The organism is Desulforamulus putei DSM 12395 (assembly GCF_900129195.1).
In the GTDB taxonomy this organism is placed as follows: domain Bacteria; phylum Bacillota; class Desulfotomaculia; order Desulfotomaculales; family Desulfotomaculaceae; genus Desulfotomaculum; species Desulfotomaculum putei.
In genome coordinates this window covers 371,239-386,281 of record NZ_FQUY01000001.1, presented here as the reverse complement: position 1 = coordinate 386,281, position 15,043 = coordinate 371,239, and the positions used below count along the sequence as shown (strand labels likewise).

The 15,043-nt window shown below is 44.3% G+C and carries 18 protein-coding genes, 1 pseudogene and 1 riboswitch; of the genes and pseudogenes, 9 read left to right on the top strand and 10 right to left on the bottom strand.

All coding sequences use genetic code 11. The features are described 5' to 3' along the window. The first annotated feature begins 34 nt into the window (after positions 1-34). The 5 genes from BUB67_RS01755 (at position 35) to BUB67_RS16700 (ending at position 2,724) form a co-directional block, all read left to right on the top strand. Positions 35-502 carry a hypothetical protein gene (locus BUB67_RS01755; RefSeq protein WP_073234726.1) on the top strand — a complete coding sequence of 156 codons (468 nt, stop codon included), beginning with the start codon at positions 35-37 and terminating at the stop codon, positions 500-502. A 111-nt stretch (positions 503-613) separates the two neighbouring features. After that, a complete protein-coding gene (locus BUB67_RS01750) occupies positions 614-1,687 on the top strand; it encodes a YeiH family protein (protein ID WP_073234723.1) in 1,074 nt (357 codons plus the stop codon). Between the two features lie 39 nt (positions 1,688-1,726). Further along, positions 1,727-1,852, top strand: a complete 126-nt coding sequence (locus tag BUB67_RS17125) for a hypothetical protein (RefSeq protein WP_274377212.1) — start codon at positions 1,727-1,729, stop codon at positions 1,850-1,852. A 99-nt stretch (positions 1,853-1,951) separates the two neighbouring features. Then, positions 1,952-2,395 (top strand): universal stress protein, encoded by a 444-nt coding sequence (locus BUB67_RS01745; RefSeq protein ID WP_073234720.1) that lies wholly within the window; start codon positions 1,952-1,954, stop codon positions 2,393-2,395. A 128-nt stretch (positions 2,396-2,523) separates the two neighbouring features. Next, on the top strand, positions 2,524-2,724 hold the full coding sequence (locus tag BUB67_RS16700; RefSeq protein ID WP_073234717.1) for a hypothetical protein: 201 nt from the start codon (positions 2,524-2,526) through the stop codon (positions 2,722-2,724). Between the two features lie 49 nt (positions 2,725-2,773). Here the strand turns inward: BUB67_RS16700 and BUB67_RS01735 are convergent, their stop codons facing one another. Next, positions 2,774-4,600 carry a FapA family protein gene (locus BUB67_RS01735; protein WP_073234712.1) on the bottom strand — a complete coding sequence of 609 codons (1,827 nt, stop codon included), beginning with the start codon at positions 4,598-4,600 and terminating at the stop codon, positions 2,774-2,776. Between the two features lie 378 nt (positions 4,601-4,978). On the opposite strand from BUB67_RS01735, the gene BUB67_RS01730 reads away from it, so the two are divergent. From BUB67_RS01730 to BUB67_RS01715, 4 genes are all read left to right on the top strand, one after another. Continuing rightward, on the top strand, positions 4,979-5,446 hold the full coding sequence (locus BUB67_RS01730; RefSeq protein ID WP_274377211.1) for a (2Fe-2S)-binding protein: 468 nt from the start codon (positions 4,979-4,981) through the stop codon (positions 5,444-5,446). A gap of 104 nt (positions 5,447-5,550) precedes the next feature. Further along, positions 5,551-6,270, top strand: coding sequence for a metallophosphoesterase family protein (locus BUB67_RS01725; protein WP_073235077.1), 720 nt, complete (start codon positions 5,551-5,553; stop codon positions 6,268-6,270). A gap of 63 nt (positions 6,271-6,333) precedes the next feature. Further along, a complete protein-coding gene (locus tag BUB67_RS01720) occupies positions 6,334-6,594 on the top strand; it encodes a cytochrome c biogenesis CcdA family protein (RefSeq protein WP_159431798.1) in 261 nt (86 codons plus the stop codon). Positions 6,595-6,788: 194 nt separating this feature from the next. Next, on the top strand, positions 6,789-7,769 hold the full coding sequence (locus BUB67_RS01715) for an arsenic resistance protein (protein WP_073234700.1): 981 nt from the start codon (positions 6,789-6,791) through the stop codon (positions 7,767-7,769). A gap of 154 nt (positions 7,770-7,923) precedes the next feature. On the opposite strand, the pseudogene BUB67_RS01710 reads toward BUB67_RS01715, so the two are convergent. The 9 genes and pseudogenes from BUB67_RS01710 to modB form a co-directional block, all read right to left on the bottom strand. Next, a pseudogene (locus BUB67_RS01710) lies at positions 7,924-8,505 on the bottom strand (arsenic resistance protein); the annotation flags it as partial. 376 nt (positions 8,506-8,881) lie between these two features. Next, positions 8,882-9,160, bottom strand: a complete 279-nt coding sequence (locus BUB67_RS01705; protein WP_143156979.1) for a hypothetical protein — start codon at positions 9,158-9,160, stop codon at positions 8,882-8,884. Between the two features lie 809 nt (positions 9,161-9,969). Beyond that, on the bottom strand, positions 9,970-10,098 hold the full coding sequence (locus BUB67_RS17380) for a DUF2922 family protein (RefSeq protein ID WP_416358850.1): 129 nt from the start codon (positions 10,096-10,098) through the stop codon (positions 9,970-9,972). Positions 10,099-10,838: 740 nt separating this feature from the next. Continuing rightward, positions 10,839-11,396 (bottom strand): Uma2 family endonuclease, encoded by a 558-nt coding sequence (locus BUB67_RS01695; protein WP_073234693.1) that lies wholly within the window; start codon positions 11,394-11,396, stop codon positions 10,839-10,841. A 124-nt stretch (positions 11,397-11,520) separates the two neighbouring features. Then, complete coding sequence (locus BUB67_RS01690; protein ID WP_073234691.1) at positions 11,521-12,108, bottom strand: hypothetical protein; 588 nt, start codon at positions 12,106-12,108, stop codon at positions 11,521-11,523. Positions 12,109-12,237: 129 nt separating this feature from the next. Beyond that, positions 12,238-12,597, bottom strand: a complete 360-nt coding sequence (locus tag BUB67_RS17120) for a hypothetical protein (protein ID WP_200798103.1) — start codon at positions 12,595-12,597, stop codon at positions 12,238-12,240. Positions 12,598-12,755: 158 nt separating this feature from the next. After that, positions 12,756-12,827, bottom strand: a complete 72-nt coding sequence (locus BUB67_RS17115) for a hypothetical protein (RefSeq protein ID WP_274377215.1) — start codon at positions 12,825-12,827, stop codon at positions 12,756-12,758. A 647-nt stretch (positions 12,828-13,474) separates the two neighbouring features. Beyond that, a riboswitch (molybdenum cofactor riboswitch) is annotated at positions 13,475-13,596 on the bottom strand. Between the two features lie 88 nt (positions 13,597-13,684). Next, complete coding sequence (locus BUB67_RS01680) at positions 13,685-14,356, bottom strand: ABC transporter ATP-binding protein (RefSeq protein ID WP_200798102.1); 672 nt, start codon at positions 14,354-14,356, stop codon at positions 13,685-13,687. A gap of 13 nt (positions 14,357-14,369) precedes the next feature. Beyond that, entirely contained in the window at positions 14,370-15,041 is a 672-nt protein-coding gene (gene modB / locus BUB67_RS01675) for a molybdate ABC transporter permease subunit (protein WP_073234682.1), read from the bottom strand. Positions 15,042-15,043: the final 2 nt, after the last annotated feature.

The following is a 15,043-nucleotide window of genomic DNA, read 5'->3' as shown; positions in this document are numbered from 1 at the left end:
ATATAAAGGTCAATGCAATGGAGGAGGTAATGTTGTGGATAAAATTCACATTCATGTCTCCCGCAGAAAAAAAGAAAAGCTTGTGAAATGGTATGGATGGATTTTTATACTCCTTATTTGTATGACACCGCTGGTAATCATTTTGCTTCCTAAATTGATGTTAAATGTAAATAGAATCAACACTTTGTTAAGGGGATCGCGCGTTCCTGAGGCAGATAGCGTAACTGGTACTGTAAACAAAGTATCCTGGAAAAAAACATACGATGGAGATTTGGGTTGCATAGAAGGGGACATTGAAATAACAAACCATAAAAACGAGATTATCAAATGTAGTTTTAAAAAATATGTTGGACCAAAGTTTAATGAAACAATTGACATCAACTGCAATGACAACTTATATCTTACCGGAATGTTTAAAGATCGATTATTCTTAATCAGGAATGTCCAAAACAACACAAACAATCAAGTGTATACTACGGAACCAATGGTTTCGGTGTACTAATAATTTTAAAGTTTTGTTGAAAGGGGGTAGGGGACAAAAAACAGGTATAATATAATCCCTACTTATGTCATTGAAACCTAAAATTAACCATCAGCATGGAGGTGTGTTAACTTGGCACAAACTCAAATTAGCCAAGCTCAGAGTCAAAGCTTGAGTACTCAAATTGCCAAAGCGATCCCTGGACTTATTCTTGTTGTATTGGTAGCTATCGCCGCAACCTGGGCGGAAGGATACATTAAGGGCAACTTTAAAAAGGTTTATGAGATTGCTCACCTGAACTATGTTTTATTAGCTATTATTTTTGGTATGCTGATTCGTAATACTGTAGGTGTACCTTCTGTATTAGAACCTGGTCTTAAATATTCCACCATTTTAACGAAGACCGGTATCGTCGTGATGGGTACCAAATATACCCTGGCTTCTCTGGTAAAAGTAGGTACCACCAGTATGATTTTTATTGCTGTGACACTGTTCGGTACTGTGGCCTTAATGTTCTGGCTCCGCAAGCGCTATGAAATGACGGACTCCCTAGCCGGTTGTTTGGCTTCCGGTTTTGCGGTCTGCGGTGTTTCCGCTACCGTAGCCACCGGCCCTGCTGTAAAAGCAAAGGGGCAGGAAATGTGTTACACCATTGCTACCATTTTGATCTTTGGTCTTTTAGCTCTGTTTACCTTCCCGGCCTTAGGCCACTTATTTGGCTTAACCCAAAACCAGTTTGGCGCTTGGGTGGGCGTTGGTATTGTTAACTCCGCTCAGGTTCTGGCTGCCGGTATGGCATATGGTGATGAAGCCGGTTTGATGGCCGGTATTTATAACATGGGTCGTGTGGTGCTGTTGCCCTTTGTTGTACTGTATGTTGTAATGCTGGTTCTTAAGAACGACAGCAAGTCTGCCGGTGAGATCAACAAGACCCAGTTTGTGATGGACAAATTCCCTGTTTTTATCATTGCATTCCTGATCGCCGTGCTGGCAAACACCGCCGGTCTGTTCAGCAAAGAAGAAGTCAAGATGGCCAACACCTTTATGACCTGGGCATTTACCTTAGGTTTTGCCAGCATCGGTTTAACCACCAAGTTCTCCGACATGAAAGCTGCCGGTAAAGACGGTATCGTACTGGGCTTTATTGTAGGATTTATTAAGGCAGCCTTTGCCCTGGTAGTTGTAAAATTCATCCTTCCTTTATAATAGCAGGTTCATTACGATGAATGTAGGAGGTGCCTGTTCATGACCGAAAAAAACAGTTGTGCAACAGAAGATCAAAGGGCAGCTGACCGTAAGGTTAGAAAGCAGGATTATATGGTTATAGGTTTGGGCTTACTGTTATTGATACTGTCCAAGGTTTTAGCGTAAGAAACACCAAAAAAGTTTTGATTTTCATGGCAGGGTAGGGACTAACAGAGTCCTTACCCTGCCATACTATATCGGGGCAGAATAATAGGAGAGGTATGCATGTATAAAAATATTTTGGCGGCTGTACACGGGGAAGAAGATGAAGGTTTTTTAACAAAAATCGCGGAACTGGTTATGTTAACAAAACCGCATGTTACGGTGCTGCATGTGTCAGAAACAGGATTAACCCATTATGGTTATGTGGATCAACTGGCAAGCGCCATCACCAAGGAGCAATTTATTCAATATATTTATCATATGGCTGATGAAAGACAAAAGGACATTTATAATAAATTTAGGGAACTCTCTGCAAGCGCCGGCATCCAATTTGAATGGAAGTTGAGGCAGGGGAATCCCTCAAAGGAAATTAGCCAGGAATTGAACACAGGGAACTATGATCTGTTAATACTGGGAACCAAACCCAAATCACCCGGCAACACATCCAGTAAGGTTAAAGAAAAAATACTAAAGGGGCTAACTACTTCACTGTTAATCATTAAATAAAAATATTTACTAAAAGACAAGGGATTTTGTCAAATATTTTGTCATTACACTGTCTCCCCCTTGTTTCACGGCCTAATTATGCTACAATATTCACAAGCATATTTTGCCTGAGAAACGAGGGTGTGGGAATGAAAACAACGGGCAATCCCACAGTAAAAGAGTTTCTGGCCTATCTGTCGAAAGTTTCTCCTTGTCTCTTGCTTTTTGTGCTGTTTTATTGCATCGTTCATTGTTACAGTTATGAAAACACCCTGGTTTTGATACCGCTGGTTGCAAGTATTTTCGTACTGTATTATTTCTTTGGTCAATCCGAAGAGGAGGATCACTGACAACTGACAAAGGAAAAAAAGCAAATGATAAAGCCACCTGAGGGTGGCTTTAATAATTTCTTATTTGCAGGTGGCCTTCATCATCCAGGCTAACTACAATCTTGACCATCTCTTTCTCCAAAGTCCTGCTCACTTTTCCTACCTGTACGGAGACTCCTTCGAAGGCATGGTCGATTTTTATCTTCTTGTCTTTGGCCACCATGACAAGAGATTTTGTTCCCATTTGAGAGCCGATTTCTTTAATATACACATCATCCGCGGCTTGAATGATGCCCCCGCGGACAATCCCGCCAACTTTAACATTTCCGTCGGCAACAATATGGGTATTGAAACAACCCTGGCTTACCGTAACATCTCCGGAACTCTTAATTACGGAGTTCAAGGCCACTTTAATACTCACCACACTTCGCTTGTCCACCAGGCTGTCCACATAATAAAAGAAATTGCTGAGATCTTGCAGGGTTTTTTGAAATTCATCAGCAGTCTGATATTGAAGAATATTTATGCCACTTAGCCGGTTAATTGTTTTTTGCAGGATATGCTCGTAATTGCCAAGGAGCTTTAAATCCAGTACCTTGATCTTTTTGCTTATCTTATCCAGTAAACTGTTTAAATTAATGAATTTCTTCTCAATGAGAAGAACCAGAACATTGCCAAAGATTACTTTGGTATTCGGAGGAAGCTTTTCAATCATCAAATTGGCAGAAATGAACAGGTCCTCAAGGTTTCTTAACAAATCATGGAGTAAGGGTTTTAATGTATTGCATAGTACAATAAAACCACCGCTAACCACTTCGGCATTCACAATATTGCCTTTAATGGTTACGTCTCCGCCGGCCGTTATCTTACATTTGGTAATAATGTTTTGCACCGTAATATTGCCGGTAGCGCTGACACTCATATCATTGTCCACGGAACCCATGATGATAACATCGCCTTTGAAACGAATGTTGCCTGTTTTGACATTTACGTCACCAGGTATTGTTAGCACGGGTTCTATGGAAAAAAACCAGTTGTTACTTGACTTTTGCACCTTGGGTTGTCCCTCGCTGGTGGCAATAACCCTTAATCCGTCCTCAACAATTTCAACGCCGGGTCCGGCAAGCAAACTAATTCTTTTGGGTTCTTTGGCTTTGTAAAGCTGATTGGTAACAGTAATGCCAGGAGAGCCTTCTTGACCAGGCATCTTTCTGGCTAAAGTATCGCCCACGGATACGGATGGTATAGTACCCAGTTCTTTAAAATCGATTGTACCCTTGATATCTTCCTGGGGAGTGCCGGCGTTATGTTCAAACAGAAGTTCAACCATATCATCGGTTGATTGACCGGGGGGAAGTCCCCGGGCGACCAGAATCATACCATCCTTTGAATCTTTTACGATACTGTCAATGGCGCTTAAATCGATGCCATAGGATACTTTGTGTTTGTTTAAAAGATTTACCAATGAGTCCCGGGTCTCATTAAAAATGACTTCTTTTTTGTGCCTGGCCTTTAAAACAAGGTTGGGGGAAGGGGCACAATCAATTAATTCGTATGTATTGCGGTATTCGTTTTTTATTTCCAGAAAGGCCGACATTTTATCCGGGGAAATGTGAACTTTCACAAAACCCGGGTCGTTATGACTAAAGGGTATGGCTTCGATCCGATCTTTTTGGGAAATCTCCGAAATACCGGAGACAGGATTACCGTTCACCAGTATTTGAACTTCCGGACAAGTTATAATGGTGGCTTTCCGACCGCCTTCTTCAGGATCCTGTACATAAATCTTACCACCGGTAACCCAAGCTACACCTTCGTTGTTATTATTGGGGGAGGGCGACGAGGTATCTGTCCCAGGGTTTAAGCTGGCAGTTTTTCGTTCATTTTTTTCTTTCATTGGCAAACCTCCCTAAAATGTCTCAGTTGCAACCTACTTAGGACGAAGGTAGTTAAAGTAATACTTATGAATATTTTCGGATACTTTAATCTTAACTAAATAGGTACAAAACAGGATTTAAAATTCTTTTGAAGAAAAATTAAAGAATATGAAGAAGGAATGGCACACTGCCAATTAACATAAGTTATTTACTTTACTTTACTCCAAAAAGATGGTTTGTTCAACCACTAAAGGTATTTTAATACAGTGATGCAAAATTATTAAGGTAAAAGGCTTAATAATCAAGACCATAATCCCAACTATGCTGGTGAAAAATATTTAATTGATTTTACAGAAAACGTATAAACGTATAATTAACGAGTAGTAGGAGGCAAAATCATGACTGTTGTTTGTGGGGGAACCCCTCTGGAGGCGGGCGCTGTTCTCTGCCCTGTCTGCGGAAGCGGAAGTAAGCCTATGAGACATGAAACTCTACAAAGTCTTATCAAGGAGGACCGCTTACCTCATCTTCTGGAAGGATACAGCATGTGCCTTAATCAAAACTGCCCGGTAGTATATTTTGGGCGGGAAATATTTTATAAAGACGATGTAAAGGTGAAGGTTTGGTTTAAGGAAACCGACCCAACTGTCCCGGTCTGTTATTGTAAGAACGTCTCCACTAAAGATATTATTGACCATGTGAGGATAAAAAACTGCTGCCATAACCTCAGAGACATTCAGGAACATACTGGGGCTAATAGTGGTAAAGAGTGTCTGATAAAAAACCCGGCTGGTACTTGATGTCGTCCAGCAGTGCAATCGGTGATTGCCGAAGCTTTAAGGGGTAAAAATAAGATAAGTTGTTAATGATTTGGAGTCAAGGAGAGTTAAATTTTTAATTTTTTTTTACATTGGGTTTACGAAAAGTTTTGCTTTATGTTGTAAAATGAGCTAGGAGGTAGATGCTGATTATGAAAATAGCAGTCTTTGCGGATGTTCACAGCAATCTTTTAGGTTTAGAAGCAGCTTTGCAAGATATTGAAAAAAGAGAAATTAGCCGAATCTATTGTGCCGGGGACCTGGTAGGCTACGGTCCACGACCCAATGAGGTCATTGCATTGCTCCGCCGGAAAGCTATCCCCACTGTCATGGGCAATTATGATGATGCCATTGGCAATATGAGACTCATTTGCGGCTGTGACTACAAAGATGAAAAGGCCTTAAAACTGGGTGAAAGATCAGTACTTTGGACCAAGGAACATACTTCCGAAGAAAATAAGGCATGGCTCAGGGAATTGCCACAACGGGTAGCGTTTACCGAGGAAGGGTTCCGGTTCCTGATTGTTCACGGCAGTCCCAGACAGCTCAACGAATATCTGTTTGAAAATATACCGGATGAATACTTAAATGAACTTCTGGCTGAAAATAACTGCGATGTCTTAATCTGCGGGCATACCCATTTACCCTTCCATAAAACCCTGGCAAAAGGCCATATCATTAATGTGGGCAGTGCCGGCAAGCCCAAGCATGGCAATCCCAATGTGACTTATGCCATCCTTGATGTTGCGGAAAGGAATTTGACTGTTGAATTCATCCAGGTTCCCTATGACTTTGAACAAACAGCCAGGGAGATTGAAGAAGTTGGTTTACCCTCTGAATTTGCGCAGATGATCAGAACCGGTAAAGCCTAAAATATATAAGCCAGGGTGAAAACATCCTGGTTTTTGTTTTTGTTGTTTGTTAAAAGTACTTTATTGAACTGTCGTAAGGTTTTTTTACTGGGTATCCCCTTTGCCATCATCGCGTCCCCCTGTACCACCCCCATTACAGCCACAGTACTGGCCTACGCTGCTGCCAAAGGCAGCATGTGGTACGGCTTTTCTTTACTGTTTACCTATGCGATGGGCCGCAGCATCCCGCTGCTGGCTGCCGGCACCTGTACCTCTGTACTGAAAAATGCTTCCAAGTTTGATGGCTTTAGCCGGGTGATACAGAAAATTAGTGGGGTGGCCTGATAGCCCTGGGTTTTTACTTACTTTACAGCGTTATTGGTTAGTTGCTAAAGATTCAATCTTCATTTAATTAGATAATACCTGATAGTAGGTTCGCGCCTACTATTTTTTTATGAAAAAATCCGCCATATACAAGAAAATGTCGTTTTAGGGAGTTGAGTTAATGAATATCTTTAAATTTATAAATAAGCACACACATGATTAAACTATTGATGCTGGCTGTGGTGTTAGGACTTATAGTGGGATCGGTCTTTCCAAATTTGGGCCATCAACTGCAAGTACTGTATCCCTTTTCATTGTTTGTTATGCTTTACCCGATGATGGTAGGGATTAAGCTTGGAGAAGTAACCGGGGCGGCAAAGCGGTTGGGTTTTATGACAGTGGTGATGCTCTTTAACTATTTGGTATCTCCTTTGTTAGCAGCTTTCCTGGCTAAAACTTTTCTAGGAAGTTATCCTGATTTTGCGGTGGGTCTCATCCTCACCGGGGTGGTTCCCTGCGCAGGTATGATTGTGGCCTGGACCGGTATGGCCAAAGGTAATGCTCCCATGACTCTGGTGATAACCGTGATGAGTTTACTGGCAGGGATTTTCTTAATCCCCGCCTGGATGCTGGTACTGGCTGGAAAATATGTGCCGGTGGATGCTTTGCAAATGCTTAAGACCATCCTGATAACTATTGTGGGGCCGCTCATTCTGGGCAACCTAACCCGGATTTGGCTAGTCAAGCGTATAGGGTACCAGCGGTTTGCTGAACTGAAACCGGTTTTCCCAGGGATCTCAGCCCTGGGGATGTACATGGTCTTTTTCATATCCATGTGTGCGGAAGCCGTTAACCTCATACAAAACCCCCGGTATATATTGACCATCAGCGTGCCGCTGGTTATCTTTTATCTGCTTCTTTTTAGCAGTTCAGTGCTCTATGCCCGACTGGCCAAATTAAACTACCCCGATATGGTGGCTTTGACTTATGGTGTCAGTGGTAAAAATATCTCCATAGCACTGGCCTTGGCGGTGTTGTTCTTTTCCCCGCTAACAGTGATGATTATTGCTGTTAAACCTTTGATTCAGGTATGTTTTATGGCTGGCTTTTTTCGACTGACAGGAAAATTAAAGGCATACTGGGATAGGGTGTTACCGGCAGAAGGGAACCTGCCTGGGGTAAAAAATCGTCAATAACCTCAATTTACTCTATGGATTGGTAAAAAACCCTGCCGGAACCTGATGTAAGTGCAGTGCAATCTGTGATTACCAGGGCTAACGAAATGAAAACCCGGAAGAGAACAGGGGAGTGTTCCTTTCCGGGTTTACTGTTTTTCTTTTCAGGGAGTTATTATTTCACCGCACCACTTGTGGTAAAGTATTTTTTCTTAATGCCCAAGGCTACATTCACTAGGGCAATCATCACAGGTACTTCAATGAGGGGGCCGATAACTGCTGCGAAAGCGGCTCCAGATTTGATACCAAATATGGCCACAGCCACTGCAATGGCCAGCTCAAAGTTGTTGCTGGCAGCGGTAAAGGCCAGGGTGGTGCTTTGGCTATAATTGATGCAGCTTAGCTTGCTCATGAAGAAGGACAAGAAGAACATGACGGTAAAGTAAATCAACAGCGGGATGGCGATTCGCACCACATCCATCGGTAGTTCAACAATGTATTTGCCCTTCAAGGAGAACATGATGACGATGGTAAATAGCAGGGCAATCAGCGCTAAAGGGCTGATGCGGGGCACAAATTCCTTTTCATACCATTCTTTACCCTTACGGGGAATCAGCAAGGCCCTGGTCAACATACCACCAACAAAGGGTATACCTAGGTAAATCAGCACACTCTTGGCCACCTCAGCCATTGAAACGTGTACTTCAATGGATTTCATGCCCAGCCAGCCGGGTACCAGTGTAATAAAGAAGTAAGAGTTTGCCGTGTTTCACGCAGATATTGTTCCGGGCAGTTGTTGCTGTTTTTCCAGCCCGTATTTACCTGATCTCTTTTGCGAAATGCTTGTGAAAAGCAGAAGGTAAGGAAGTATATAACCTGTCAAAAAAGTAGTTTTAGTTTTTAAGCAGTTTATATTTTTAAGCAGTTTCAGATGGTTTTAGATTCGGCACATTTATGATTCAGCACCATTTATATTGGTTCCGATAATGTATATTATGTTAACTTCTAATAAGAGAAAAGGGCTTCAGGATTGTTTCTACCTGCACCTGCTGCACCTGCCCGCCGGCCTGTCGTCCTTGACTCGTCTGCCAGGTTTTCTGTGGCTGATGGATATGATTCTTACTGGCTTTATGCTAACCCGGTGTCTGCATTTGCATTGTGCAGGCGGTCAAGGATTCGCTGCGCCAGGCCTGGTTGTTGTGGAGATTCCTTTTGGGTTTAATATGCAGGTTTTGGCTTGAACCCATGCTGCCGGTACATCCAGGCATTCCTTCGGGGTCTTTTCGGGTACCGCACCAACGGCTGGCCAGGGCTATTGCTTGCCAGGACGGTGTTGCTGTCGGTTCATTCATTAGCTGGCAAAGATGATGTTCTGCACCAGCCCCTGGTTTCCGCCGGGGTCTTGCGATCACCTGCGCATCCATGAGCCGGTGCAGGTTACGGTTGATCCATAGGTGTGGGCCACTTTACAGGGTTTAATGTCAGTGCCACCGGCCCATGGATGCTTCCGTCCGGGTCATCGGGTACCTTGCACTGCCAAGGCGTTTGGTACATATGTTCGCTGGTTGATCAGCCAGGGAGATTGTGCTTTCTTCCAGGTTCTTCCTACCGTGCTCTCGTCTGGGTCTTTACGGGTACCTCGCCAGAGTGCTGCAAGGGTATTAGCTATCAAAGGTAACATCCAGGTTGTTGTAGCTTATTAGCTAACAAAGATGGGTTCCTTTAGCACCCTGGCTCCCGTCTGGGGTCGGCGCTGAGTGGCATTTGGGACATTTCATCGGGGGTGCCCAGCGGGTGCCGATCCGTCTGGTTTTGTACGCTGTTCATGGTGGCGGTTTATGTAGTGGGGCGGGAGCTTCGTCCACCTTTCAATCCCTGTCCTTGCGTAGGTTTTGTTAGCCTGCACGCCCTTTCTGTTCCAGCTCTGACGCCGCAGGGCAGGTCTACTGGCTCGCTTCAGGCCAAACATTGGAGGCCATCAATTCGCTCCGCAGGGTTACTTTGTTATGGGAGCCAGTGGGTCGTGGCAGCCCGGGTGCCTTTTACGGCGTGTGCTCAGCTCAATTCGCGGCCTCTTTGTTTGGCTGCCTTCAGCATCGCTAAGACCTGCAACCGTTGCTTTGTATGTCGCTGTTCACAGATAGGGACGGCAGGCTGCCAGGTGGCGCCTTGTATACGGGCAGGGAGCTGACGCCCCCTGCCCTTCTGCCTGATCCAGAGGTTAGATCAGGTCGTTTACAGTATTATCCATGATTCTGGCATCTTTCAGTGCCACTAGACCCAGGGGGTTGCTGAAGATATTCTTTTCGATGATAACTGTAGCAGCAGTTTGTACCTGTTCTGCTGTCAGATCATCCAGGGTGGGTCAGGGATGGCTCCTTTTCCTTTGATAGTTATTGCCCTGGGTTATTACCTGGGGCTTTTACATTAATGCGACCCCAGATGATGTGTAGCAATGGTACATCGCTAAAGGGTATTCCTCTGGGGTCGAGCTCCAATAGACAACATATTATGTTAACCCGTGCTTAGCCTGGTGCCTGTCCCCGGGAACGGACGGGCTGTCATGGAATCTGCATTCGCTTCGCAGCAGATTCCACGCCAGCCCTCCTGCCTCTGCATCTGCCAACCCAAAGGTTAGTGGCTGTCCGAGGGACGGCGGTCATGGGGCTGCTATCGCGACGCCCCAAGACCGCCAACTGCCTTGACAGCCTACCAGCCGCAGTAGAAGCCTTTGCCCCATGATATATGAATAATTGTTATATTAAGTATAACCTGTTACAATATAAGCGGACACCCCGGTAGTATCTATCAACAGAGAGGAAAACCCGCTGGCTTTAGCGGAAACTATGTAGAGAACTACCGAGGGGGGGCGGCGGCAATGGCCAGACAACGCAAAAACTTTATGTTAACTTCGAACCAGCCGGGCATCGGGGGTTGTTCCTCTTTACAGTTCTAAGACCGGGCATCCTTGACCGTCTGCTATGATCTTTGTGAGGTTAGCGGTAGTTCGTAGTTCTTAGTAGTTCTTAGTAGTTCTTAGTAGTTCTTAATGGTATCTTTCATCAGCTAAGAATGTGCCAATCCTTTACATTATTTCAATCCCTTAAAAACTTCTGCCAGGCTTATTTCCAAACCCGGTAAAAGTGCTGTGGTTAAAACATCCTCTTGATCAAAGGCACCTATCCAAAGCCATTCCTTTTCACCTGCCACATAAACATCAACAAACTTGACATCCGGGTCTACCAGCCAGTATTCCTTGACCCCGTGTTTAAAATATAACCGGCTTTTTTTCTTTCTATCATAGGCGGCAGTAGACGGGGACAATACCTCAACCACCAGATCCGGTGCCCCCTGGATGTTTAGCTCCCCAATAATTGAAGACCGATCCTTTGAAATATAAAAAATATCTGGTTGAATTACCTGATTGTCTAACACAACATCCATAGGCGCATCAAAAACTTCCCCAAGTTGCTTTTTTTCCGCAAAATCAGAGAGCAGCCTGTAGATTTTCCCGGTAATTCGCTGATGATTAGTGCTTGGCGATGGTACCATAATCAAATTTCCCCCGATTAATTCGTATCGTTGACCGTCATCCAACTTCATATAGTCTTCAACAGTGTAAATCCTGTCCGATAAAACCACTGCCATAAGCTCACCCCTTAAAGGTCTTTAATTTATTATATTTCTCTCCTCAGACTTAGTCCAGTAATCAGGCGCCGGGGTACTGTCCTCACTCATTTTCCTAAAAAGTGTCAAATTCATAACTTTCCTGTTACAATCTTTTTCTATGTCTCAACATAGCTTCCAGAACAGGATACCAGTCTTTATACTTTTTATCTTCTAATAGCCTAGTTAAGTTTGCCGCATACTCCTCACCAAAGGGCATGCCCCAGCTTTGCTCCGCTTCCCCCACCCTGGTTGACTGCAAGTCAAGCTCTCCGGAGCGGCGGGTTAGTTCTTCTCCAACCAGAGCTTTCTTTACGCCGGTTTGTCTCACCTGCTTCTCCAGTTCTTTCTGACGCCCCTGCCAGTATTCATACTCCTGCTTGAGTTGTTCCAATTCAGTTAGGTCCAGGCGGGCCAGTTCCGCCAGGAAATCTTCTAGCGTCAGTTCCAGTTCCCGGATGGTAAACGGTAAAGACAACTGCCCGGCCATATTTTGGTAGCGGGTGGTCTTGTCTGCCAGCCGTCCGGCCCAACCTGACAGTTCTTCCTGTTGCGCCTGTTGTAACCTGATTTCCTCCTCTATGTCTGCCAGTTGCTGCCTTTTGATTTCCAGTTGGCGCACAATGGCCCCGGCCCCGATGTAAGGGATGGCATCCTTGAGGACGGTTAAAAGGGTACCGTTCGTGAATCTCAAAGTTCTGCTTCAAGAGCTCCAGCTGCAATTCCTGGGGTGCCAGTATGTCCAGTATGTAATCATAGACAAAGTCACGCACATTTTGGACGGGCTTAAAGGACAGGGCTTTGGTCACGAAAATAATGCCAGTTAATCAACCGCAGCCTCTTCAACCACTTCATCAAACAGCCCTCCTTCGTTGCCTGCTTCATAGCGCAGGATTTTTTCGTGTAATTGCTCTATTTGATCGGCATCGATGGCGTGCAACAAGGTATGAAACAGGCGAAACCGGTACTCGTCCGAACGGACGTCACCATCCAACGGCTCCAGAAGTTTATAGTGAGAGGCCAGTCGGACCAGTTCCAACAGCCTGGAACCGGTAATCGCCCACAGCAATAATACGGTTTGATAGCTGCGATCCACAATTTTAGCTTTATATTCGTCAAAATGATGGTCCAACACTTCCTGGACGGTGGCTTTACCTGCCACTTGCTCCATATGGTACTTCATATTGTTGACCACACTCTTAATTCTTCCAGAAACTGTTGGGTCATCCTATCTGTTTCCAGAATGGCAAAACTGGGACGCTGTTTGGCTTCTTCTCCCGTTAGCAGTTGATAGGTAACAAAGGCAAAACGCTGGTATTCAACTGACCGTTCCTCACATAATTACTTTAATACGGCCATTATGCGACTGCTGTAGTGAGGGATTACGATATACTGTCGGAAATTGTCCCGCACTTCCACATCAATCCATTGGAGTTCTCTTAATTTACGCAGCTGTGTAAACCGACTTTTGAGAAAAAGGATCACGGTCAAGGTGCCGGAATTCCGGTACTCAAGTCAATCTGGGATTTGTTTGACCTGTCTCTGCTGTTTTCCCAGTCTGGAATACGCAAACACTCCGGTATTTCAGCGTGGCTTCTAGCTTTTGCCTACATTTGCGGCCTAGTTAATCATGCAAGTTCTGTAAATCAAAATGCTAAGTGGCCACAATCTTTAGAACCCAGGTTATGGAATTGGGATTATTATCCTGAAACTGCATAACTACTGAATAATAAATATCAAAATATCTCATATAGTTAATTAATAATTTTGTTTCAATATATGTTATTATTACCCTTTTGGTACATAAAATTTTTATTTTCTCAAAATCAGGCAGTGAGCTGTTCGAATTCTCAGACTTTTTTCAAAAAGGGCTATGCTTCTTTAGCTAATCTCCCTTACGTATTAATATAAAAAAGAAAGACGACTTCTGAAGTGATGTCGTCCTTTTCAGTCTCAAATATTATTCATTGTACAAACTTTATTTTCCTCCAGGGTAGCTGAAAAATGAACCGTCTGTGCCTGGACAAGTTACCTTTTTTCAGTGGTGGCCTACCAAATTCGCCTCTTCACTATGATCGATCCCTTCCAAAGGGGGAGGCTTACCCGCTTCCAGGTAAACCCTGTCGGCCGGGGAACCATACCATGATGTCACAGGTTCCAGGGCTCGAAGGTAAAAATAAAGGTTTTTTGTTATGATTGTATTCTATAGATATTTAAAAATCCTTTTTTTAATAAAAATTTCCAAGAAAAAGGTCAGGTTGTAGACAAACTCAGGAACGGGTGGTTCTTAAAAGGTTTATCTTTTTAGATTTCCCTTTTTCTAAAGAAATAATTTCGTCCCCAAGGAATTCTGCCTCTTCCTCGTCATGGGTTACCAGTATAAAGGGAATCTGCCATCTTCGGTGGAGGTTTTTCAATTCATGTCTTAAACTTATCCTGGTGCGTTTATCTAAAGCACTGAAAGGTTCGTCCAGAAGCAGTAACTCCGGGCGGACCACTAGGGCTCTGGCCAGGGCTACTCGCTGTTTTTCCCCGCCCGATAACTGCCGGGGATAACGGTTCACGAGGTGCCCTACGCCAAAGAAATTAAGCAATTCCATCGGTTCTTGTGCCGAAAGAGCATTATTTCCACTGCGGCTTTTCAAACCGTATAAAACATTTTCCTTCACTGTCATATGGGGAAATAAGGCGTAATCCTGAAAAAGGTAACCAATGTTGCGAAAGCGAGTAGGGACATTAATATTTTGTTCAGATGAATAGATGATTCTGTCGTTAATTCTGATACTACCAGAGGAGGGATTAAACAGGCCGGCCAGGCAGTGTAAGACGGTTGTTTTCCCGGAACCGGATGGACCCCACAGTACCACGATTTGATTGTCTGATTTTATTTTTATCTCCAGGGTGAAATGCCATAATTTTTTCCTGAATGACGCTTCTAACATTGTTATCACCCACTTAGTAATTTTGTCTTTTGGCCCAGCGGTTAACCCAGAAAATAACCAAGAAACTAAAGATGGTCACGATTGTTACCAGAGTTCTGGCGGTATCATTATCTCCGGCATCCACAGCAAAGAAAATGGCCACCGGTATGGTCTGAGTCTGTCCCGGTATGTTACCCGCCACCATTAACGTAGCACCAAATTCCCCCAGAGCCCTGGCAAAGGATAATACGAGTCCCGCCAGGATTCCCGGCCAGGCCAAGGGAAGCGTGATGGTAAAGAAAATCCTCACCTCGCCGGCCCCCAGGGTTCTGGCTGCCTTTTCTAAGCTTATATCCACGCTTTTAAAAGCCGCTTTGGCGCTCTGGTACATAAGGGGGAAGGCCACCACGGTGGACGCCAATGCCGCCGCCCACCAGGTAAAAATGATGGTAATACCCATTTCGCTCAGGACTTTACCCAGTAAACCGTTCTTGCCGATCAATATAAGCAGCCCGTAGCCGATAACCGAAGGCGGCAGTACCATTGGCAGGGTAATGGCCGATTCCAGCAAGTCTTTTCCGGGAAATTCCCTGCGAGCCATAAGTCGAGATAGGGGCAATCCCAGGATAGTAACAACTACAACTGCTATGAGAGCCGTCCGCAAGGAAAGGAACACCGGAGACCAGTCAGTTAATTGTATGAACATAA

Bases quoted from the DNA above. Each gene is read 5' to 3' on its own strand.
- BUB67_RS17125 (WP_274377212.1), top strand. From the start codon at position 1,727: ATGACCGAAAAAAACAGTTGTGCAACAGAAGATCAAAGGGCAGCTGAC.
- BUB67_RS01745 (WP_073234720.1), top strand. From the start codon at position 1,952: ATGTATAAAAATATTTTGGCGGCTGTACACGGGGAAGAAGATGAAGGT.
- BUB67_RS16700 (WP_073234717.1), top strand. From the start codon at position 2,524: ATGAAAACAACGGGCAATCCCACAGTAAAAGAGTTTCTGGCCTATCTG.
- BUB67_RS01735 (WP_073234712.1), bottom strand. From the start codon at position 4,600: ATGAAAGAAAAAAATGAACGAAAAACTGCCAGCTTAAACCCTGGGACA.
- BUB67_RS01725 (WP_073235077.1), top strand. From the start codon at position 5,551: ATGAAAATAGCAGTCTTTGCGGATGTTCACAGCAATCTTTTAGGTTTA.
- BUB67_RS01715 (WP_073234700.1), top strand. From the start codon at position 6,789: ATGATTAAACTATTGATGCTGGCTGTGGTGTTAGGACTTATAGTGGGA.
- BUB67_RS01695 (WP_073234693.1), bottom strand. From the start codon at position 11,396: ATGGCAGTGGTTTTATCGGACAGGATTTACACTGTTGAAGACTATATG.
- BUB67_RS17120 (WP_200798103.1), bottom strand. From the start codon at position 12,597: ATGAAGTACCATATGGAGCAAGTGGCAGGTAAAGCCACCGTCCAGGAA.
- BUB67_RS01680 (WP_200798102.1), bottom strand. From the start codon at position 14,356: ATGTTAGAAGCGTCATTCAGGAAAAAATTATGGCATTTCACCCTGGAG.
- modB (WP_073234682.1), bottom strand. From the start codon at position 15,041: ATGTTCATACAATTAACTGACTGGTCTCCGGTGTTCCTTTCCTTGCGG.